Source organism: Sphaerisporangium sp. NPDC088356 (assembly GCF_040685555.1).
Classification (GTDB): Bacteria; Actinomycetota; Actinomycetes; order Streptosporangiales; family Streptosporangiaceae; genus Sphaerisporangium.
The window spans coordinates 1-21149 of the sequence record NZ_JBFBIK010000124.1 but is presented as its reverse complement, the minus strand read 5'-3'; the positions used below and the strand labels follow the sequence as shown (position 1 = coordinate 21149).

The 21149-nt window shown below is 66.9% G+C and carries 18 protein-coding genes, 1 tRNA gene and 1 pseudogene; 9 read left to right on the top strand and 11 right to left on the bottom strand.

Going from position 1 to position 21149, the window contains the following annotated elements:
- Positions 1-35: 35 nt before the first annotated feature.
- Entirely contained in the window at positions 36-878 is an 843-nt protein-coding gene (locus tag AB0O34_RS30880) for a GntR family transcriptional regulator (RefSeq protein WP_363921426.1), read from the bottom strand.
- On the opposite strand from AB0O34_RS30880, the pseudogene AB0O34_RS30875 reads away from it, so the two are divergent.
- The 4 genes and pseudogenes from AB0O34_RS30875 to AB0O34_RS30860 all read left to right on the top strand — a co-directional run.
- A pseudogene (locus tag AB0O34_RS30875) lies at positions 817-1386 on the top strand (replication initiator); the annotation flags it as partial. The gene AB0O34_RS30880 and the pseudogene AB0O34_RS30875 sit on opposite strands and share 62 nt — an antisense overlap.
- Positions 1387-1430: 44 nt before the next feature.
- Positions 1431-2495, top strand: a complete 1065-nt coding sequence (locus tag AB0O34_RS30870) for a replication initiator (RefSeq protein WP_363921424.1) — start codon at positions 1431-1433, stop codon at positions 2493-2495.
- On the top strand, positions 2492-2698 hold the full coding sequence (locus tag AB0O34_RS30865) for a helix-turn-helix domain-containing protein (protein ID WP_363921422.1): 207 nt from the start codon (positions 2492-2494) through the stop codon (positions 2696-2698). The genes AB0O34_RS30870 and AB0O34_RS30865 overlap by 4 nt, the downstream gene beginning before the upstream one ends.
- Positions 2695-3849: a tyrosine-type recombinase/integrase gene (locus AB0O34_RS30860; protein ID WP_363921420.1), complete on the top strand. Its 1155-nt coding sequence runs from the start codon at positions 2695-2697 to the stop codon at positions 3847-3849. The genes AB0O34_RS30865 and AB0O34_RS30860 overlap by 4 nt, the downstream gene beginning before the upstream one ends.
- Positions 3850-3903: 54 nt before the next feature.
- On the opposite strand, the gene AB0O34_RS30855 is transcribed toward AB0O34_RS30860, so the two are convergent.
- The 10 genes from AB0O34_RS30855 to dnaA all read right to left on the bottom strand — a co-directional run bounded on the left by AB0O34_RS30855 (position 3904) and on the right by dnaA (position 17922).
- Positions 3904-4869, bottom strand: coding sequence for a hypothetical protein (locus tag AB0O34_RS30855; protein WP_363921418.1), 966 nt, complete (start codon positions 4867-4869; stop codon positions 3904-3906).
- A gap of 133 nt (positions 4870-5002) precedes the next feature.
- Positions 5003-5076, bottom strand: a tRNA-Ile gene (locus tag AB0O34_RS30850).
- 196 nt (positions 5077-5272) lie between these two features.
- Positions 5273-5722, bottom strand: a complete 450-nt coding sequence (locus AB0O34_RS30845; protein ID WP_363921416.1) for a DUF3566 domain-containing protein — start codon at positions 5720-5722, stop codon at positions 5273-5275.
- A gap of 653 nt (positions 5723-6375) precedes the next feature.
- Positions 6376-8877: a DNA gyrase subunit A gene (gyrA, locus tag AB0O34_RS30840; protein ID WP_363921413.1), complete on the bottom strand. Its 2502-nt coding sequence runs from the start codon at positions 8875-8877 to the stop codon at positions 6376-6378.
- A gap of 42 nt (positions 8878-8919) precedes the next feature.
- The gene (gyrB, locus tag AB0O34_RS30835) at positions 8920-10863 is read right to left on the bottom strand and encodes a DNA topoisomerase (ATP-hydrolyzing) subunit B (protein ID WP_363921411.1); all 1944 of its coding nucleotides are present in this window, start codon (positions 10861-10863) and stop codon (positions 8920-8922) included.
- A gap of 345 nt (positions 10864-11208) precedes the next feature.
- Positions 11209-11727, bottom strand: coding sequence for a DciA family protein (locus AB0O34_RS30830; protein WP_363921409.1), 519 nt, complete (start codon positions 11725-11727; stop codon positions 11209-11211).
- Positions 11717-12955, bottom strand: coding sequence for a DNA replication/repair protein RecF (gene recF / locus AB0O34_RS30825; RefSeq protein WP_363921407.1), 1239 nt, complete (start codon positions 12953-12955; stop codon positions 11717-11719). The genes AB0O34_RS30830 and recF overlap by 11 nt, the downstream gene beginning before the upstream one ends.
- A gap of 212 nt (positions 12956-13167) precedes the next feature.
- Positions 13168-14121, bottom strand: a complete 954-nt coding sequence (gene gnd, locus AB0O34_RS30820) for a phosphogluconate dehydrogenase (NAD(+)-dependent, decarboxylating) (protein ID WP_363921405.1) — start codon at positions 14119-14121, stop codon at positions 13168-13170.
- An 85-nt stretch (positions 14122-14206) separates the two neighbouring features.
- Complete coding sequence (gene dnaN / locus AB0O34_RS30815; protein ID WP_363921403.1) at positions 14207-15343, bottom strand: DNA polymerase III subunit beta; 1137 nt, start codon at positions 15341-15343, stop codon at positions 14207-14209.
- Between the two features lie 593 nt (positions 15344-15936).
- A complete protein-coding gene (dnaA, locus tag AB0O34_RS30810; protein ID WP_363921401.1) occupies positions 15937-17922 on the bottom strand; it encodes a chromosomal replication initiator protein DnaA in 1986 nt (661 codons plus the stop codon).
- A gap of 560 nt (positions 17923-18482) precedes the next feature.
- On the opposite strand from dnaA, the gene rpmH reads away from it, so the two are divergent.
- From rpmH to AB0O34_RS30785, 5 genes are all read left to right on the top strand, one after another.
- Complete coding sequence (gene rpmH, locus AB0O34_RS30805; RefSeq protein ID WP_010849920.1) at positions 18483-18620, top strand: 50S ribosomal protein L34; 138 nt, start codon at positions 18483-18485, stop codon at positions 18618-18620.
- Positions 18621-18720: 100 nt separating this feature from the next.
- The gene (rnpA, locus tag AB0O34_RS30800; protein WP_363921399.1) at positions 18721-19113 is read left to right on the top strand and encodes a ribonuclease P protein component; all 393 of its coding nucleotides are present in this window, start codon (positions 18721-18723) and stop codon (positions 19111-19113) included.
- A gap of 119 nt (positions 19114-19232) precedes the next feature.
- Entirely contained in the window at positions 19233-19466 is a 234-nt protein-coding gene (gene yidD / locus AB0O34_RS30795; protein WP_363921428.1) for a membrane protein insertion efficiency factor YidD, read from the top strand.
- 4 nt (positions 19467-19470) lie between these two features.
- The gene (gene yidC / locus AB0O34_RS30790) at positions 19471-20430 is read left to right on the top strand and encodes a membrane protein insertase YidC (RefSeq protein WP_363921397.1); all 960 of its coding nucleotides are present in this window, start codon (positions 19471-19473) and stop codon (positions 20428-20430) included.
- Positions 20431-20457: 27 nt separating this feature from the next.
- Positions 20458-20958: a R3H domain-containing nucleic acid-binding protein gene (locus AB0O34_RS30785; RefSeq protein ID WP_363921395.1), complete on the top strand. Its 501-nt coding sequence runs from the start codon at positions 20458-20460 to the stop codon at positions 20956-20958.
- The last annotated feature ends 191 nt before the right edge of the window (positions 20959-21149 follow it).

The following is a 21149-nucleotide window of genomic DNA, read 5'->3' as shown; positions in this document are numbered from 1 at the left end:
GAGCCCCTTGAACCAGTAAAGAAACTTTGAGCCCACTACACGCGGAGTGCGGAGAGTCCTCGCGGTTCGGCTGAGTTGTGGTCGCTGGCGGCTGCCACTTCGAATCGGTCTCCGGGAGCTTCGATCTCGGTGAACTCCAGGGGCCGGCCGTGTTGGCTGAGCATGACCCTGCGGATGACCAGTAGTGGTGTGCCGATCGGTTCCATGCCGAGGTCCTCGTAGGTCTCGCCGTAGGGCATCTGGGTGTGTACGGAGGTGGTCCAGCGCAGTGGTCCGTGTTCGCGTTCCAGGTGAGCGTAGTAGTCCTCGGGCTCGACGTGGGAGTCGATCTCTCGGTCCGCACCTTCGCCGGTGATGGTGGCGACCAGGTCGGCCAGGACGTAGGAGTACAGGTGGATGCGGGCGCGGGTCTTGGTGTGCTGCCAGTAGGCGTACCGGTAGACGGTCATGCTGCCTCGCCGTACGGCCAGGACGTCGGCTCTGCTGCCTTCGGCGGTCATGAACAGGGCTGAGTTGGGAGTGACCTTGTTCTGTGCGCGTTCGGCTTCGCTGGGAACCGTGACGTGCTGCCATTGCTGCTTGGCAGGGTCGTAAGCCGGGCTGAGCAGGTCTTCGTGTTCCGGCCAACCAGTGAGGATCATGCGGCGGTCCGGGGTGGGACGGACGAAGGTACCGCGTCCGTGGGCGATGGTGAGTAGCCCTTCCCCGGCGAGCTGGGCGATCGCCTTGCGGATGGTCGGGCGAGAGGTGGCGTACTCGGAGGCGAGAAATGCCTCCCCTGGGAGCGCCTGGCCTGGCTGGTAGTGGTGTTCCAGGATGTCGGTCCGCAATAGGTCGGCGATCATCCGCCAGCGGGCGCCGGTCTTGTCTTCGCTCATAGGGGACCCCTTCAACGTTTGCTCTTTACAAGAGGTAGCACGTGTTAGCTACTATGTCCATGTGACCAAACACGTAGTACGTCTTGGACTACCTGTAGGCAGCGAGGCAAAGGAGGTCCCGATGAGCACTAAAGAGGAACGCCACATCACCCCCGGCCGGCATCCGGAATGGCTGGCCGATCTCGCGGAAGTGATCAATACTCCTGGCTACGAGCGATGGCGCTCGATGGTCGCCGCGACCGGCGGGTGTGCCAACCCGGTGCACCTGGCTGGCGAGTCACACATCGTCGAATCGGCGACCGGTGAGGTCCTGCACTCCTACCGAACCGCCGACGAACCCTCGGGGCATCTATTGGTGGCCTGCGGCAACCGGCGCGCCTCGGTCTGTTCGGGCTGCTCGGAGCTCTACCGGGCCGACATCTTCCAACTGATCCGCGCGGGCCTGTCCGGCGGCAAGGGCATTCCCGAGCGCGTCAGCACTCACCCTCGGGTGTTCCTGACCCTGACCCCCCCTCCTTCGGATCCGTCCACACCCGACGAGAGAAGGGCGGCATGGTGCGTCCCTGCCGTCCGCGTGACCGATTCAAGATGTGTGAGCACGGGCGGCCGGTCGGCTGTCACCTCCGGCATGAGCCACAGGATGTCCAACTCGGGCAGCCGGTCTGCGAGGACTGCTACGACTACGTGGGCGCGGTGCTGTGGCAGGCACACGCGGGCGTGCTGTGGCACCGCTTCACCCTGGAAGTCCGGCGGGAGTTAGCCAAGCAATCGGGGATGAGCCGCCGCGCGTTCGGCAAGCTGGTCCGCGTCTCCTTCGCCAAGGTCGCCGAATACCAGCGGCGCGGCCTCGTCCACTTCCATGCCGTAGTCCGGCTGGACGGTCCCGAGGGCGGCACCGATCTTCCTCCCGAGTGGGCCGATCATGGCCTGTTGGTCCGGGCCATTCCTCCGGCGGTTCGGCACGTGGAGGTGCTCTCTGCCAAGAGTGAGCTTGGCCGGCGGCGTCTGATCTGGGGCGACCAGCTCGATATCCGCCCCATCCTGCTCGGTTCCTCAATGGACGGAGTCAGTGAGCAGGCGGTGGCGGGATACATCGCCAAGTACGCCACCAAGGGCGCCGAGGCGTCGGGCACCGTCGATCACCGCTTGTCGTGCTCGGCCTGCCGAGGCAGCGGACGGCTCGGCCTGTCCGCCTCGTGCAAGCGCTGCCAGGGGACAGGGCTCAAGCCGGGCCTACTCCTGGACCTGCTTCCGGTGACCGAGCATGCCCGAAGCATGATTCACACCTGCTGGGAGCTGGGCGCACGGAGCGAGTTCGCGCACCTGAAGCTACGGTCCTGGGCTCACATGCTGGGCTTTCGTGGTCACTTCGCCACCAAGTCGCGTCGCTACTCCACCACCATGGGGGAGCTTCACCAGGCACGGGCCGATCATCGCGCGGCCGAGGCTCGCGACCGCAACGGGCTCCCCACGCTCGGGGACGGCTCCACCTTCATCCTCGGGCACTGGCGATTCGCCGGCAGCGGTCACTCCCCCGGCGAATCGATCTTGGCCGAGCACATCCGGCAACAAGTCCAGACCGCTCGTGCCATCGCCGGCCAGCGGGCGGCCGAATGAGCCCATCTCCGGCACTCGACACTCCGCGGCTGTACCGCGTCAGCGACGCCATGCGCCTGCTCAGCATGAGCCGCACCGTCATCTACGAGCAGATCAGGACCGGACGCCTTCGCTCGGTCACCCAGGGCCGTACCCGGCTCATCCCCGCCTCGGCCATCTCGGAATACATCGACCTACTGGAACAGGAAGCGAGGGCATCATGACCACACGACGCAGCCGGGGAGACGGCGGCCTGCACTGGGACGAAGCACGGGAACGCTGGATCGCCTCAGTGACGGTCGGCTACACGCCTGCCGGAAAGCGCATCGTCAAGAAGGCGAGCGGCAAGACCAAGACCGAGGCCAAGGCGAAGTTGAAGGAGATCATCCGCGACTACGAGGACGGCCTGACCACCGCAGCGCACAACTACACCGTGGGTGACGCCGTAAGAGACTTCCTGGAGTTCGGCCTGAGCGGACGGGAAGCGTCCACGGTGACGAACCGTCGCATCCTCGCGGAGCAACACGTGATTTCCGCGCTCGGCGCTCGGAAGGTCCGGGAGCTGTCCGCCGATGACGTTGATCGGTGGCTGGCCACCAAGGCGAAGTCCCTCAGCACAGAGACACTGCGGAAGATCCATTCCATCCTGAGACGGTCCATGGCGCGTGCCCAAGCTCGGGACAAGGTCAAGCGCAACGTGGTGATGCTGTGCGAGATCCCGAAGGGCAAGGAAGGGCGGCCGTCGAAGTCCCTCACGCTCGAACAGGCCGCGTCGGTACTCAAGGCTGCGGAGGGTACGAGCCTGTACGCCTACCTCGTGGTGTCGATCCTCATCGGCGCGAGGACGGAAGAACTGCGTGCGCTCACCTGGTCGCATGTGGACCTGGAAGGCCGGCCAGATACCGATCCTCCGGTGCCATCTTCGATCATGGTGTGGCACTCGGTGCGCGTCGGGGGAGACACCAAGACCGAGAAGTCTCGCCGGACGCTGGCACTGCCCAAGATGTGCGTGGATGCGCTTCGGGCTCATCGCGAGTCACAAGCTCTGGCTCGCGAGAAGGCCGGAAAACTGTGGCGGGAGAACGACCTCGTCTTCGCCACGCGGCATGGAACCGAATTGGATGCGGGCAACGTCCGTCGTGCGTTCCGAGTGGTCCTCAAGAGGACCGATCTAGATCCGGCGGAATGGACCCCTCGGGAACTGCGGCACAGCTTCGTCTCGCTGATGTCGGACTCCTGGGTCGCCCTTGAGGACATCTCCCGCCTGGTCGGCCACAAGGGCACCGTGGTGACAGAGAAGGTGTACCGCAAGCAACTGCGGCCGGTGCTCCTCGAAGGAGCCGAGACGATGGACCGGCTTTTCGGCAATGGATGAGCGTGGCTACACGTCCCTCGCCCGATCTTGAGCTCTGGTATCGTCCGCCGCAATTCAGTCAGCAGAGGTGATGTACTCGAAGCAGCTGGGGCAGACGGCAACAGAGTCCTGTTCTGCCGCAGTCCACTCGCCACACCGTGAACATCGTTCTAGAGCGTCTAGGTCACCAAAGTAGCCGCAGCTGAAGCACCCTTGCGTCGCCTCAACTTGCGCATTAGTGATGATTCCATCCACCAGGGCTCTATCGCCGCAGATATGGCAGTGACTGACGACCCACTCTCCCCCGTGCTTGACAGTTCGGTACTCATTCTCCTTAAGGACGTATGTGGCGTAGTCGTCAGCTGCTACAGATCCAGAGTTGCTGTAGGTACAACACAGACACCTGCCCGACGCTCCGTCAGCAAACAGGTACGCGTCCTGCATGCACCCAGGACACTTGACCACCGGCATGTCTGCCTGGGCGATCTCTGGCTTGACTGAGTTCATCCGCTCACGCAGCATCACTTCTATCCGGCGGATCTGTTCCATGACGTGGTTATAGGCGGCATCGATGATCTCTCGCTCCTCGTCGGGTGCCCCCGGCGCAAGTTCCTTCTCTATGAAGCGTAAGAGAGCTTCCATCGCACGCGCGACTGTGGCTCGCGTCGCCAAGGGGTTACCACCGATGAGAGCGAAGTGGGCTACTTGGTTGCGTGTCCGATTCAGGCTCTTGATCCGCTTGAGGTCATCGTCAGAGATCGTTACGTTCGCGATGTTCACCAGACGGTCCAAAGCCTGATCAATGGAGACGCTCTTGAAGTCTCCAGCCTCGTACTTGGCCCGTCGAGCCTCGCGCGGGTCCGACACGACGAGAGTCCAGTGCTCGCGGGCCAGACGAACTTTCAGCAAGGTTTCGATGCTGGCACTGAGATGAAGCGCGGCGTACTTGCCCTCTCTCTCACCCCCGTCTTGGAGGAGCTCAACGGCGCTTTCAAGGAAGTCTAAGCCGTTGTTGACCACATGCCAGTTCGTCTCAACCATGGTCACCCCTCGTCACCCAGCGCTTAGCCGGGTCCTAAGCCACAGGCATGGACCCGAAGCCATAGTCACTCAGTTAGTCACTCGGAAGATCAAAAAGGCCACCTCCCGGTTGGGAAGTGGCCTTTGAGCTGGGTGGGGCTACCAGGACTTGAACCTGGGACCTCTTCCTTATCAGGGAAGCGCTCTAACCGTCTGAGCTATAGCCCCGCTGTTGCGGCCCAGAGAACGCTATCGCCTCCGCGGAGCGGAAGCGAACCGTCTCTCTGACACGGAAAAGCTTACCGTGCTCTGAGGCCGCCCGCGCCAACGGGATGCACTCGTTATCGTCGGATGTCACAAAGCAGGGAGTTGCGAGGGATGCCGTTGAGGGCGCCTGGCCGGGCCCTCAACGGCATCTGCGGGCCTATTCGGCCTCGCTGAAGGTCACTTCAACGCCGCCAACCAGGTCGGAGGCGACGTTGTAGATGACGGACCCGAGCGTGGAGAGCGCGGTGATCAGCACGACGTTCACCGCGCCGAGCAGGGCGGTGTAGCCGAGGATCCGCACGGGCTCGAACCACGACTTGATGTCGATGCCGCTGGTCGTCTTGCCGTCGGGCACGGTGAGCTGGGTCACGGTGTTCACGATGGAGTCGAAGACGCCGAGCGCCGACAGCACGCCGTACAGGACGGCGACGGCCACGAACAGCACCACGAAGCAGACGAGCGAGACGACAAAGCTGAACTTCATCGCCGACCAGGGCTCGATCCTGCGCAGCACCAGGTGGGCCTTGCGGGGAGCCTTCATCGGCGAGGGCTTGTCGCGCTGCTCGGCGCGTCCGAGGGCCGGCTCCGGGGTGGACAGGGCCGACACGGCCCCGAACCCGCCCTGCTTGGACCCAGGGCCCGAAGCGGGCTTCCCGGCGCGCGGTGTGGCTCCGGGACCGGGCTGCGGAGCGCCACCAGGACCGGGCTGCGGCGGACCGCCGGGACCAGGCCGGGGATCCGGACCCGGCCTCGGGCTAACGTCCGGACCCGGCCGCGGAGCGCCGTCGGGGCGGGACCGCGGAGCGCCCGAACCCGGCCTCGGGCTGCCGTCCGTGCCGGGGCGCGGAGCGGTCGACGGGCCCGTGGGCGTCGCCGGAGCCGAGGAGGGCGTGATCGGAGGCTTCTGGGCGGGCCTGGTCGGGCCGCCGCCCGGACCATCAGGAGAGGGCGACCAGGAATTGTCGGGGACGGACGAGGAACGGATGCGCAGGGTCGCGTCTCCGTTCTCGCCGTCTCCGGCTGGGGTCACCGCGTCATCGTCACTGGACACGACGACAACCCTGTCATCAGTCTGGTCGGCCGGAGGGCGCGCCTTGCCCGTACTTTCCGAGGTGTTCACGCTCTCCGTCACCTGGTTGCGAGTGGAGGAGTTCACCGAGGAGGCCGGGCGGGCCCCCTTGGGGGGATTACGCTTCCGATTCCCCGATGTGCCGGGAGATTTACCGGTATTACCGGAACCCCCGGAATTGGCCTGAGGGCTCATTCCTCTTCAACTCCCCCGTTGTCCTCGGTGTCCAGCGCTTCGGCGTTGCGGGCGAGGGCAACCACGCTGTCTCCCTCCGAGAGGTTCATCAGGCGCACTCCCATGGTCTGGCGGCCGGACTGCTTGATCTCGCCCGCGCTGGTGCGGATCACCCCGCCTGCGGAGGTGATAGCGAACACCTCGTCCTCGGGACTCACCATTACTGCTCCGACCAGCTTGCCACGAGCACTGACAATCTTGGCAGTCAGCACACCCTGCCCGCCTCTACCTTGAACGGGATATTGGTCCACCGGTGTCCGCTTCGCATACCCGCCTTCGGTCGCGATAAGCACATCTGCGCCATCGCTGAGGACGTTCATCGCCAGCAATTCGTCGCCATCGAGGAACCTCATGCCGATGACACCGCTGGTCGCGCGGCCCATCGGGCGCAGGGCCTCGTCGGAGGCGGTGAAGCGGATGGACTTGGCGCCCCGGGACACCAGCAGGACGTCGTCCTCCTCGGAGACCAGCTTGGCGGCGATGACCTCGTCGTCCTCACGGAGGTTGATCGCGATCAGACCACCGGACCTCGGGGAGTCGTACTCCGAGAGCCGGGTCTTCTTCACCAGGCCGCTGCGGGTCGCCAGCACGAGGTAGGGCGAGACCTGGTAGTCACGAAGGTCGAGGATCTCCATGACGTGCTCGTCGGGCTGCATCGCCAGAAGGTTGGCCAGGTGCTGGCCGCGCGCGTCGCGCCCGGCGTCGGGGAACTCGTACGCCTTGATCCGGTAGACGCGGCCCTTGTTGGTGAAGAACAGCAGCCAGTGGTGGGTCGTCGTGACGAAGAAGTGCTCGACGATGTCGTCCTGCCGGAGTTGAGCGCCGCGAACGCCCTTGCCGCCGCGCTTCTGCGCGCGGTAGAGGTCGGTCTTGGTGCGCTTGGCGTAGCCGCCACGGGTGATCGTGACGACCATGTCCTCCTCGGCGATGAGGTCTTCGATGGACATGTCGCCGTCGTAGGCGATGATCTCGGTCTTGCGCTCGTCGCCGTACTTGTTGACGATCTCGCCGAGCTCGTCGGCGACGATCTCCCGCTGCCGCTGCTCGGAGGCCAGGATCGCCTGGTATCCGGCGATCTGCGTCATCAGCGACTCGTACTCGTCGATGATCTGCTGGCGCTCCAGCGCGGCGAGCTTGCGCAGCTGCATGTCGAGGATGGCCTGCGCCTGGATGTCGTCGATCTCCAGGAGCTCGATCAGCCCGCCGACCGCCTGCGCCGCCGAGGGCGACCGGCGGATCAGCGCGATGACCTCGTCCATGCGGTCCATGGCCTTGAGCAGACCGCTCAGGATGTGGGCGCGCTCCTGAGCCTTGCGCAGGAGGTAGCGGGTCCGGCGGACCACGACCTCGATCTGGTGGGCGACGTAGTACTTGACGAACTGGTCGAGGCGCAGCGTCCTCGGCACGCCGTCGACCAGCGCCAGCATGTTGGCGCCGAACGTCGTCTGGAGCTGGGTGTGCTTGTAGAGGTTGTTCAGCACGACCTTGGCGACGGCGTCGCGCTTCAGGACGATCACAAGGCGCTGGCCGGTGCGCGAGGAGGTCTCGTCTCGCACGTCGGCGATGCCGGTGACCTTGCCGTCCTTCACCAGCTCGGCGATGGTCAGCGCCAGGTTGTCGGGGTTCACCTGGTATGGCAGGGCCGTGACGACCAGGTTCTGCCGGCCCTTGGCGTCCTCTTCGACCTCGACGATGGCTCGCATGGTGATCGAGCCGCGCCCGGTGCGGTAGGCGTCGTCGATGCCGCGGCGGCCGACGATCAGCGCGCCGGTGGGGAAGTCGGGGCCCTTGACCCGGGCGATCATCGCCTCGAGGAGCTCCTCGTCGGTGGCCTCGTGGTTCTCCAGGCACCATCTGACGGCCTCGGCGACCTCGCGCAGGTTGTGCGGCGGGATGTTGGTCGCCATGCCGACCGCGATGCCGGCGGCACCGTTGACCAGGAGGTTCGGGAACCTCGCCGGCAGGACGATCGGCTCCTGGGAGCGCCCGTCGTAGTTGGGCTGGAAGTCGACGGTCTCCTTGTCGATGTCACGGAGCATCTCCATGGCGATCGGCGCGAGCCGGCACTCGGTGTACCGCATGGCGGCGGCCGGGTCGTTGCCGGGCGAGCCGAAGTTGCCCTGGCCGTCGACCAGCGTGTAGCGCAGCGCCCACGGCTGCGCCAGCCGTACGACGGTGTCGTAGATCGACGCGTCGCCGTGCGGGTGGTAGGAACCCATCACGTCGCCGACGACGCGTGAGCACTTGAAATATCCGCGGTCGGGCCGGTAGCCGCCGTCGTACATGGCGTAGAGCACACGCCGGTGCACCGGCTTCAGGCCGTCACGCACGTCGGGCAGCGCACGGGACACGATGACCGACATCGCGTAGTCCATGTAGCTGCGCTGCATCTCGGACTGGATGTCGACGGGCTCGATGCGGTCAGCGGGTGGCCCGGGCGGGATGTTCACTTCGGTCACGGGTGATATGTCCTTTTGGGAGATGAGTCTCTACGGCTGCCGCTACACGTCCAGGAATCGGACATCCCGTGCGTTTCTGATGATGAACGATCTCCGTGCCTCGACGTCCTCACCCATCAGCACGGTGAACATCTCATCGGCCTGGGCCGCGTCGTCGAGGGTGACCTGAAGAAGGACCCGGGTCGCGGGGTTCATCGTGGTCTCCCAGAGCTGGGAGGCGTTCATCTCGCCCAGACCCTTGAAGCGCTGGACACCGTCGTGCTGGCGCGGGTCGCGCCTGCCCTGGTCGATGCCGCCCTGGATGATGGCGTCCCGCTCGCGGTCGGAGTAGGCGTAGCTGGCGTCCTCGCCCTTGCGGTCCCACTTGATCTTGTAGAGCGGGGGCTGGGACAGATAGACGTGGCCCGCCTCGATCAGGGGCCGCATGAACCGGAAGAGCAGCGTCAGCAGCAGCGTGGTGATGTGCTGACCGTCGACGTCGGCGTCCGCCATCAGGATGAGCTTGTGGTAGCGGAGCTTCTCGATGTCGAACTCGGCGTGCACACCGGTGCCGAGGGCGGTGATCAGCGCCTGGACCTCGTTGTTCTTGAGGACCCGGTCGATGCGGGCCTTCTCGACGTTGAGGATCTTGCCGCGGATCGGGAGGATCGCCTGGAACTTGGGATCGCGGCCGCCCTTGGCCGAGCCGCCGGCGGAGTCGCCCTCGACGATGTAGAGCTCGCACTTCTCGGGCTCGGTCCACTGGCAGTCGGCCAGCTTGCCGGGAAGGCCTGAGCCCGCCTCCAGCAGCGACTTGCGCCGGGTGAGGTCGCGGGCCTGGCGCGCGGCGATGCGGGCGCGAGAGGCCTGCAGGGACTTGCTGAGGATCTCCTTGGCCTCGCCCGGGTTCCGCTCGAACCAGTCGCGGATGTAGTCGTTGCACGCCTTCTGCACGAACGACTTGGCCTCGGTGTTGCCGAGCTTGGTCTTGGTCTGGCCCTCGAACTGCGGGTCGGCCAGCTTCACCGAGATGATGGCGGTCAGACCCTCACGGATGTCGTCACCGGTGAGGTTGTCGTCCTTGCCCTCCTTGAGGAACTTCTGCTCCCGGGCGTAGCGGTTGACGATCGTGGTCAGCGCCGCGCGGAAGCCCTCCTCGTGGGTGCCGCCCTCGGCGGTGTTGATCGTGTTCGCGAAGGTGTAGACCGACTCGCTGTAGGAGGCGTTCCACTGCATCGCGATCTCGACGGAGATGCCGTCGCCCTCGGACTCGAAGTCGATGACCGAGCTGTGGACGGCTTCCTTCTTGGCGTTGATGTGCCGGACGAAGTCGGAGATGCCGCCGTCGTAGTGGTAGGTCACGATGGTCGGGTCGCCGTTGACGTGGTCCGGCCGCTCGTCACGCAGGACGATCGTGAGTCCCTTGTTCAGGAACGCCATCTCCTGGAACCGGCGCGAGAGCGTCTCGAAGTTCCAGGTCGTGGTCTCGAAAATGGTGCCGTCGGCCCAGAAGGTGATCGAGGTGCCGGTCTCGTCGGTCGGCTCGCCCTTGACCAGCGGACCGGTCGGCTTACTCTCGGAGTAGGTCTGCCGCCAGTAGTGGCCTTCGGTCCTGATCTCGACCTCGAGCCGCGAGGAGAGGGCGTTGACGACCGAGACGCCGACGCCGTGCAGGCCGCCGGAGACGGCATAGGACTTGCTGTCGAACTTGCCGCCCGCGTGGAGGACGGTGAGGACGACCTCGACGGCCGGGCGCTCCTCACCGGGGACGATGCCGACAGGGATGCCTCGGCCGTTGTCCACTACCCGGACGCCGTTGTCGGCGAGGAGGGTGACCTCGATGTGGTCGGCGTGCCCCGCGAGTGCCTCGTCGACGGAGTTGTCCACAACCTCTTGGACGAGGTGGTGGAGGCCACGCTCGCCCGTCGAGCCGATGTACATGCCAGGGCGCTTACGAACCGCCTCAAGTCCCTCGAGAACGGTGATTGAGCTAGCGTCGTAGGACAAGTGCGAAATCCTCCTGCCGCGGACACGCGGCAGGAGAGACCAACAAGCGGTTGCCCCTGCCGTGCCCGTCACCGTCGTGAGTGCCTCGATGCGACCACCCAGGGAGATCGGCGCGCGGCCGGGGGTGACTCGCATGCGGACGTGTCCGGAATCCGATTTCATTCTACCGGTCAGAACCGCATCAGGTGGCATTGACGGCCGCTGTGATGGCCTGTCGGGCGTTGGATGTGCTCTGAAGCATCCCCCCACGGGGAAGGGGGTCACTACCGCCAACGTGATTCTGATCGGTTTCCCCGGGGGTCAGCACCTGAATTTCGCTGGTCGGGCGACGCTGTGAGGCCCGGCTCAGCCGTAGGTGTCCCCCGGGCCGCGGCTGCCGGTCACCCGAAGCCCGCCCGTCGGGCGCGGCCCGTTCTGGGGGCCGCGCACCTTCACCCTGCGGACCGTGCCGCCACCGAGCTCTTCGTTCAGGCGTCTGACCAGGGTGGATGCCAGCAGGCGCACCTGCGTGGCCCAGGCCGTGGAGTCGGCGACGATCAGGACCTCCCCGTCGGCGAAGGTCTCCGGCTTGGTGTGGGCGGCCAGATCGGGCCCGACGATCTCGTGCCAGCGCCCGAACACCCCTCCCACGGCGAGCGGCTGCTCCCAGCCTCGGTCGGTGAGCAGGTCTCTGATGGCACGCCCGAAAAGCTGTGGATCGCCGGCGTCGCGCCGGGCGGACGACCGGCGGCGCGGCTCGCGGCGGGGGAGTTGCCCGCGCCTGGCCGCGTCGGCCTTCGCCTGGGCGAGCTTCTCGCGGGCCATGGCGGCCCCGCGCGCGGCGACACCGTCGGGGGACTGGACTCCGGATGGCTCACCTGACACGGGTGACGCTCCCTTCCGCGACGTCGAACCTGGCACCGGCGAGCTGTGCGGGGACGTCCTCCGGCACGGCCGCGGTGATCAGAACCTGCTCGGCGGGCGCCACGATCTCGGCCAGGCTGCGGCGCCTGCGACTGTCGAGCTCGGCGAACACGTCGTCGAGGATCAGCACAGGGTCGCCGCCCTCCGCCCTGAGCAGGTCGTACGCGGCGAGGCGCAGCGCCAGCGCGAACGACCAGGACTCGCCGTGGCTGGCGTAGCCGCGCGCGGGCAGCTCGCCGAGACGGAGCAGCAGATCGTCGCGGTGTGGGCCGACGAGCGTGACGCCGCGCTCGAGCTCGGCCTGCCGGACCTCGATCAGGCTCGCGCGCAGCGCCGCCTCAAGCCCCGCGCGGTCGGCCACAGCGGGCCCGGGGCCTGTGGACGGCTGGGGGGGCACGAACCCCTGCGACTCCACAGAAGCCCCCGGCTCTGTGGACAGCGAATCGCGATACTCCATGTCGGCGGGGGGCGATGCGGGGGCCAGCAGGGCGTACGCCTTGGCCACGAGCGGGCGGAGTGCGTGGACGAGCTCCAGCCGGGCGGCGAGCAACTCGGCGCCGTGACGGGCGAGGTGGGCATCCCAGACCTCGAGCGTGCTGAGCGCGTCGCCGGCGCCGGCCGCGGAGAACCCCGCCTCCGCCTCCTGGCGGCGAGGGCTCTGCCGCCGCCCCGGCCTGGCCTGCATGGCGCTGCGCAGCAGGGCGCTGCGCTGCTTGAGCACCCGGTCGTAGTCGGCCCGCACGCCGGCGAAGCGGGGCGCGCGGGCGACCAGCAGATCGTCGAGGAACCTGCGCCGATCGGCCGGGTCGCCCTTCACGAGCGCGAGATCCTCGGGGGCGAACAGCACGGTGCGGAGCAGGCCGAGGATCTCGCGCGGCCGGGGGACCGGCGAGCGGTTGAGCCTGGCGCGGTTGGCCCGGCCGGGGTTGATCTCGATCTCGACCAGCGCGCGGCGGTCGTCGCGCACCACCACCGAGCGGATGATGGCCCGCGCGGCGCCCTGTCGCACGAGCGGGGCGTCAGTGGCCACCCGGAAGCTGCCGAGCGTCGCCACGTAGCCCAGGGCCTCGACGAGGTTGGTCTTGCCCTGCCCGTTGGGGCCGACGAGCGCCGTCACCCCCGGCTCCAGGGCCAGCTCCACGGCGGAGTAGGACCGGAAGTCGGTCAGCGACAGATGGGCGACATGCACCCCACGAAGGTTAGTGGGCCACTACGACAACATCTGCACAACCGGCATCCGATGCCAAATCTGTGCCATGGGCAGCATCAGGCACGGGCCCAGGGATGCCTCCAAGAGCGCCTGAGGCGATGCCGAGCCGGGAGGGGTGACCGGGGTGCCGAAAGACGGCCCTGGGACGGCACGGGGTCGTGCAGGCCCGTACCGCGACGATCACCGTGACCTCAGCGCTGCGCTTCCACGGGAGGCGTGACATCGGCGCCGGGAGCGTCGGCGCCCTTGGCGTGCTGGCCCTCGACGGAGGAGACGGCGTGGCCGCCGAACTGGTTGCGCAGGGCCGCGACCATCTTCATCGCCGGAGAGTCCTCCTGGCGCGAGGAGAAGCGGGCGTACAGCGCGGCCGTGATGGCCGGCAGGGGCACCGCGTGGTCGACAGCCGCCTGAACGGTCCAGCGGCCCTCACCGGAGTCCTCGGCGTAGCCCTTGAGCTCCGACAGGTCGGCGTCGTCGTCGAGCGCGCGGACCAGCAGGTCGAGCAGCCACGAGCGGATCACCGTGCCGGTGCGCCAGCTCCTGAACGCGCCCGGAACGTCGGTGACGATGTCGGTGGCCTCCAGCAGCTCCCAGCCCTCGGCGAACGACTGCATGATGCCGTACTCGATGCCGTTGTGGACCATCTTGGCGAAGTGGCCGGCGCCCACGGTGCCCGCGTGGACGAAGCCGTCCTCGCCCTCGGGCTTGAGCGCCTCGAAGATCGGCATGAGCCTCTGCACGTACTCGGGGTCGCCGCCGACCATCAGGGCGTAGCCGTTCTCGAGACCCCAGACCCCGCCGCTCACGCCGACGTCGACGAACCCGATGCCCTTCGGCTTGAGCTCCTCGGCGTGCTTCTTGTCGTCGAGGTAGTGGGAGTTGCCACCGTCGACGACGATGTCACCCTCGGAGAGCAGCTTGCCGAGCTCCTCGATCGTCGCCCTGGTGGGCTCGCCCGCCGGGACCATGACCCAGACCACGCGGGGGGCCTGGAGCCGCTCGGCCAGCTCTTGCAGGCTGCCGACGTCGCTGGCCTTGGGATCGCGGTCGTAGCCGACCACCTCATGACCGGCGCGGCGAAGCCGCTCGGCCATGTTGCCGCCCATCTTGCCCAGCCCGACCATGCCGATCTGCATCCCAGCCACCCCTCGTGAAGGTCTCCATCATCCACGACGCGACTCACGCGCCGTACCCCGCCCCGCCGGGTCCAATCAGCGGGCGACGGGGATCCTAGCTCGACAGGCGGATGGGCATGATCAGGTACCGGTAGTCGGGCGTGATGCCGTCGTCCACAGGCTTGCCGCCGGTGAGGATGGCGGGCTTGGTGGACGTGGTGAACTGCAGGCGGGCCACGTCGGAGTCGATCGCGCCGAGGCCTTCGAGCAGGAACTGGTGGTTGAAGGCGATGTTGATGTCGTCGCCCTCGAAGTCGACCGGAAGCACCTCGACCGCCTGCGCCTCGTCGCCGCTGCCCGCCTCCAGCACGACCTCGCCACCGTGGAAGGCCAGGCGCACCGGGGTGTTGCGCTCGGCCACCAGCGCGACGCGCTTGACCGCCTCGACGAAGGCCGAGGTCGCCAGGTCGGCGTGGGCGGAGAACTCCGTGGGCAGCAGCGAGCGGTATTTCGGGAACTCGGGGTCGAGGAGGCGGGTGGTGGTGCGCCGGCCCGCGCTGGAGAACCCGATCATGCCTTCACCGGTGCCGCCCGTGGAGCTGAGCGCGATCTCGACCTCGGCGCCCGTCGTCAGCGACTTGGCCGTGTCGGCGAGGGTCCTGCCGGGGATCATCGCGATGGACGAGAAGTCGGGCTGGTCGGGCTGCCACTTCAGCTCACGGACGGCGAGCCGGTAGCGGTCGGTCGCGGCGAGGGTCACGGTGTCGCCCTCGATCTCCATGCGGACGCCGGTGAGCATGGGCAGCGTGTCGTCCTTGCCCGCGGCGACGGCGACCTGGGCGACGGCGGAGGAGAAGATGTCGCTGCCGACCCGGCCCGCGGCCGGGGGCATCGCCGGCAGCGAGGGGTAGTCCTCGGCGGGCATGGTCAACAGGGTGAACCTGGCGCTTCCACAGGTGACGACGGCCTTGGCGCCCTCCACCAGAAAGTCCACAGGCTGTGCGGGAAGCGCGCGGGTGATCTCGGCGAGCAGGCGGCCGGAGACGAGCACCAGGCCCGGGTCACCGGTCTGCAGCTCCAAGGTCACCTCGGCGGAGACCTCGTAGTCGAAACCTGAGAGCTTGAGCTGCTGCTGGTCGGTGACCTCCAGCCGCATGCCGGCGAGCACCGGCACGGACGGCCTCGCGGGCAGGCTGCGTGCGGTCCACGCGACCGCCTCTGCGAGCACGTCTCGGTCGACACGGAACATCACGTGGATCCGCCTCCTGTTGTTTCTGCTGTCTTGATCGTCTTGATCGCGGTCTTCATCCCGGCTCGACTGCTCCGCGCCGTTGATTCAAGTGTTCACTCTCCCGCACGGGAGGGCGGCCAGAACCCTTCTATGGGTCTTGAGTTCTTAGTAGAGAGAGATACAGGTCATCTCATTAGGGGGGGTGGATACTGTGGAAGGCCAATGTCTGCGCAGGTCAGCGAAGGTTTTTTGTCCACCGGCCCTGTGGGTGGGCGGTGCATTTCCGAGCCGCGCCTGGGGACAACCGAGCGTTGCACACAGGCTGTCCCCAGTTCGGGGGGTCTTCATCCACCGGTCATCCACGAGGTTTCCACCGGTTATCCACGGGGTAAGAGCAGTGCTCCGGGTCGCCTTCCGACCCTACCCACAGGGCATCCCCAGGTCGTCCACCGGTAGTCCCCAGGTCTTCCCCAAGATGTCCCCAGAGTTGTCCCCAGGCGCCGGAGCGGCTCGAACCGGCCGTTCGCTTGCTTGGTCGCGCCTCTTGGGCGGTATTCCCGGTATTCACCGGCACTGTGCCCTGATCCACAGAGATATCCACAGGCTGTGGATCATCAGGCGTTGCGGGAATTCTGCTTGATGCGGTTCGTCAGCTCTGTGACCTGGTTGTACATCGACCTGCGCTCGGCCATCAGCGAGCGGATCTTGCGTTCGGCGTGCATGACCGTCGTGTGGTCACGTCCGCCGAACTGCTGGCCGATCTTGGGGAGTGACAGGTCGGTGAGCTCGCGGGCGAGGTACATGGCGATCTGTCGGGCCGTCACCAGCACGCGCGAGCGGGAGCTGCCGCAGAGGTCGTCGATCGACAGCCCGAAGTAGGCCGCCGTCTGCGCCATGATCGTGGCGATCGTGATCTCGGTGCTGGAGTCCTCGGTGATGAGGTCCTTCAGCACGACTTCGGCGAGCTGGAGGTCGACCGACTGGCGGTTGAGGCTCGCGAACGCCGTGACGCGGATGAGCGCGCCCTCCAACTCGCGGATGTTGGTGGAGATCTTGCTCGCTATGTATTCGAGCACGTCACCGGGGGCCGCGAGGCCTTCCTGGATTGCCTTCTTGCGCAGGATCGCGATGCGCGTCTCCAGCTCGGGCGGCTGGACGTCGGTGATCAGGCCCCACTCGAAGCGGTTGCGGAGCCGGTCCTCCAGGGTCACCAGCTGCTTGGGCGCCCGGTCGCTGGAGATCACGATCTGCTTGTTGGCGTTGTGGAGCGTGTTGAAGGTGTGGAAGAACTCCTCCTGCGTCTGCTCCTTGCCCTCCAGGAACTGGATGTCGTCCACAAGCAGGATGTCGACCGCGCGGTAGCGGGCGCGGAACCCGTCGGCCTTGTGGTCGCGGATCGAGTTGATGAAGTCGTTCGTGAACTCCTCGGAGCTGACGTACCGCACACGGGCCCCGTCGTACAGCCGCTGCGCGTAGTGCCCGATCGCGTGGAGCAGGTGGGTCTTGCCCAGCCCGGAGTCGCCATAGATGAAGAGCGGGTTGTACGCCTTGGCCGGCGCCTCGGCGACCGCGACGGCGGCGGCGTGCGCGAAGCGGTTCGAAGCGCCGATGACGAAGGTCTCGAAGGTGTACTTGGGGTTCAGCCTGGCGGGCTCGCTGGGCTTGCCGCCGCGGCTGTCCCACCGGTTCTGCACAGGGCGGTCGTAGCTCTCCGGCTCCTGCCGGGGACGCGGCGCCTGGTTCTCTGGCCTGCCGGAATACGGGGGTTGGGCGCCATATCCCCCGTTCTGCTGGGGGTACGTCTGCGACGCGTCGCCCCGGGAGTACGGCTGAGGGGACTCGCTCCGGGGGTAGGGAGGCTGGGCCTCACCGCGGTACGACTGCTGGGCGTCGCCACGGGGAAAGGACTGGGCGGCGTCGCCGCGCTGAAAGGGCTGCGACCCGTCGCCGCGGGGGTACGGCTGTGACGGCGGCGCTTCCTGCTGGGGGGACTGCGGCTGCTCCTGGCCGGCCTGCCCCGGCTGGCCGGGGAAGTTGTCCTGGTTCTGGTAGCTCTCCTGGCCCTGGTAGCCATCCTGCGGATAGGGCTGGGAAGGCACTCCTGGATTGCCGGGATAGGAGTTCTCGGAGTTGCCCCCATAGGAGTAGGTATAGGGCTGACCCTGTGGCCGGACCTGTGGATAGTCGGTGGACGACGCCTGGTCGGGAAAGGGCTGGTGGCCCATAGGGCCTTGCCTGCCTGGCTGTCCGTACCCGGGCTGCGGTTGTCCACCATGGGGATAACCGGTCGGGGAGGCCTGGGGATATCCGTCCGCCCGCGGGGCCGGGTCGTCACCCGCGCCGGCCATCGGGTCGACCATGACGGCCACCCGCATCGGGCGGCCGAACTCCTGGGAGAGCGCCTGCGCGATCAGGGGGCGGAGCTTGGTCTCAAGGACGTCCTTGGCGAAGTCGTTCGGCGCCGCGAGGATGATCGTGTCGTTCACGAGCCCGAAAGGGCGGGTCATGTTGAGCCACGCGCGCTGCTGAGGCGGGACGCTTCCTTCGGCGAAGCTCTCCAGCGCTCGGGCCCACAACGGGCCGAGGTCGACGCCATCCATTGGTCGGCCCCTCCTCCCTTACGCGGCCCCCGCACGCTCGCCGCGATTCGTTATCCACATGAACGCCTGCCGGAGCGATCTCCTTCGGCGCCGGGCCTCGCGGCTGTCCCCACAGCGTTGTCCGCAGGCTCCTTTCGGCGGTCCACACCGGATCCACACGCTGTCCACATACGGTCCACACAGTGTCCACAACACTCAGACATGCGTACAAGCACATCGATGAGATGGAGGGGAAAGATGTGGAGGGCCGACAGTAGCGTTGTGCACATCCCTGTTCAAGACGTTGTCCACAGCCTAGTGGCAGGTTGGGGATCGCATGGTGCACATACTGTGGATGACGCGGCGGCGGTGGATACAGGGGCTGTGGAATAGTGGATAACCTCGGGCGCGGCGTGCCGCTCGGCCGTTCTGGTTTGACCTTTGGCCTGTTCGCCCCGTAACGTACGACGGTCGGCTTGTCGCGCGACGGCACTTTGGCGTGCCCACGCATTCGATAGGCCTTGCCCTGTGTGTCAATCGCTCGCACCGTGTGCGGGTGAACTCAAGCCTGGAGCCCACTCGTGAGCAAGCGTACTTTCCAGCCGAACAACCGTCGCCGCGCGAAGACCCACGGCTTCCGGCTGCGCATGCGCACGCGGGCCGGCCGTGCCATCCTCGCCGCCCGCCGTCGCAAGGGCCGCGCGGAGCTGTCCGCCTGACAGCGCGGAGCGCCCGGTGCGTGGTTTCCTCGCCCGTCGGAACTGACCGGCGGGCGATAGCCGTACCCGGGCCCGTGTCCGTCCGAAAGCAGGTCCATTCGTGCTGCCATCTGATTCCCGTATGCGCCGAGGCGAGGAGTTCGCGAGCGCCATCCGGGGAGGAAAGCGCGCTGGACGCCCCACCTTGGTCGCTCATCTGAGCACCGGGGGAAATCCGCAGGACCCGCCCCTGGTGGGTTTCGTGGTCAGCAAGGCCGTCGGCGGAGCGGTCGTCAGAAACCGCGTCAAGCGCCGGCTGAGGCACCTGATGCGTCACCGCCTGCACTCCCTACCGCGAGGTAGCCTGCTTGTTGTACGCGCCAATCCACAGGCGGCGTCCGCGCGAAGCGAGCACCTTGCCGCCGAGCTCGACGTCGCGCTGGATCGTTTGATCGGGCGACGGGTGCCTGGGCGACGATCCGATCGTCCGGCCGCGACGGATGGACAGGCATGAGCAGCGGTGACCCGGAGGCGAGAGAGCGGGACGCGGGCGGAGCGAGCCTCCCTCTGCCGAGCGCGACCGTGAGCACGCGGGAGCAGTCTCCGGAGGTCTCTCCGGCGGCCCGGGTCCTCATGATCCCGATCCGGTTCTATCGAGCCTTCATAAGCCCCCTCCTTGGGCCGCGATGCCGCTTCGAACCATCCTGTAGCGCCTACGGCCTCGAAGCGATCGCCGTTCACGGCGCCGTGCGGGGGCTGTGGCTGACCGTCAGGCGAATCGGGCGTTGCCACCCCTTCCACCCGGGAGGTTACGACCCGGTGCCTCCGCGCCCGGTCCGGTCCCACGACGAAACGCAAGGGAGCTAGCTCGGTGGAGCTGTCATTCCTGGAGCCGCTCTATACAGCGGTCGCTACGGTGATCGCCTGGATTCACGCGGCTTACAGCGTCATCATTCCCCCAGACAACGGGCTGAACTGGGCCCTCACCATCATCACGCTGACCGTGCTGATGCGTCTGCTGATCTTCCCGCTCTTCCTCAAGCAGATGCGCTCGTCGAAGAAGATGCAGGAGCTCGCCCCCAAGGTGCAGGAGCTTCGCAAGCGGTACAAGAACGACAAGCAGCGCATGAACCAGGAGGTCATGAAGGTCTACCAGGAGGGGGGAGCCAACCCCCTCGGTGGCTGCCTCCCCGTGGTGGCGCAGTTCCCGATCTTCATCTCCGTGTTCACCGTGCTGAGGGCGATCGCCGAGGACAAGGCCGCCCACGGCATGAGCCAGCAGCTCGTGGACAGCGCGCGTGCCGGGCACATCTTCGGGGCGCCGATCCCCGCGACGTTCTTCACCAGTTCCGCCGAGATCCACGCCTTCGGCGCTGACCCCATCCTCACGAAGATCGTCCTGGGCATCTTCGTGGCCATCAGCTCGACCACGACCTTCCTCACGGTGCGCCAGAGCGTCACCCGGTCGATGGCGCAGATGCCGGACAACCCCATGGCGCAGCAGCAGAAGATCCTGATGTACATCTCGCCGCTGTTCGCGATCTTCAGCTTGAACTTCGCGCTCGGGCTTATCCTTTATTGGGTCACCACCAACCTGTGGACCCTCGGTCAGCAACACTGGTTCTACAGCCGGCATCCGATGCCGGTCGTCGACGCCAAGGGCAACGTGGTGGAGCCTGAGCCCAAGCCAGGGCTGCTGAGCAAGATCCTGCCGAGCAAGGCCGCCAAGGAGCCCGAAGACGCTCCGCAGCCCGAGCCCGAGCAGAAGGTCATCCGCCAGCAGCCCACCCGGCAGCCGCGCAGCAAGCGCACAGGTACTAAGAAGCCGTAGCCGGTTGTCTTGAAGGAGAGTCCGGACGTGACCGAAGTCAACGAGGAGCGGGCCCAGCAGGCCGCGCCCGACATCGCCGCTCTCGAGCAGGAAGGCGAGATCGCGGCCGACTACCTCGAAGGGCTGCTGGACATCGCCGATCTCGACGGCGACATCGACATGGACGTCGAAGGCGATCGTGCCCTCGTGTCTGTCGTTGACATCAAGGGGATCGATCTCGTCGGCGCCAATGGCGAGGTGCTGGAGGCGCTGCAGGAGCTCACGCGCCTGGCCGTGCACCGCCGTACGGGCGAGCGGTCGCGCCTGATGCTCGATGTCGCGGGCTACCGGCAGGGACGTCGTGTGGAGCTGAGCAAGCTCGGCGCCAGGGCCGCCGAGGACGTCAAGCGCTCCGGGGAGGCCAAGTCCCTCCAGCCGATGACGCCGTTCGAGCGCAAGATCGTGCACGACGCCGTGGCGGCGGCGGGGCTGAGGAGCGAGTCCGAGGGCGAGGAGCCCGAGCGATTCGTCGTGGTCCTGCCCGTGTAGCTCCGCCCGAAGAGCGATGATGGGCCGTGCTGAGGGTGAAGAGGCCCCTTGGACACGAGACCATCGCCGGGCCTGAAGGTCCGCGGGCCCGCGGGACATCGCGGACGGCGGGCCCTGGGGGTTGAAGAGATTAGTCGCGCGGGGGGGGGGCTGGGGCTTCGACTCGGTGAGCGGGTTTAAAATAAACACCC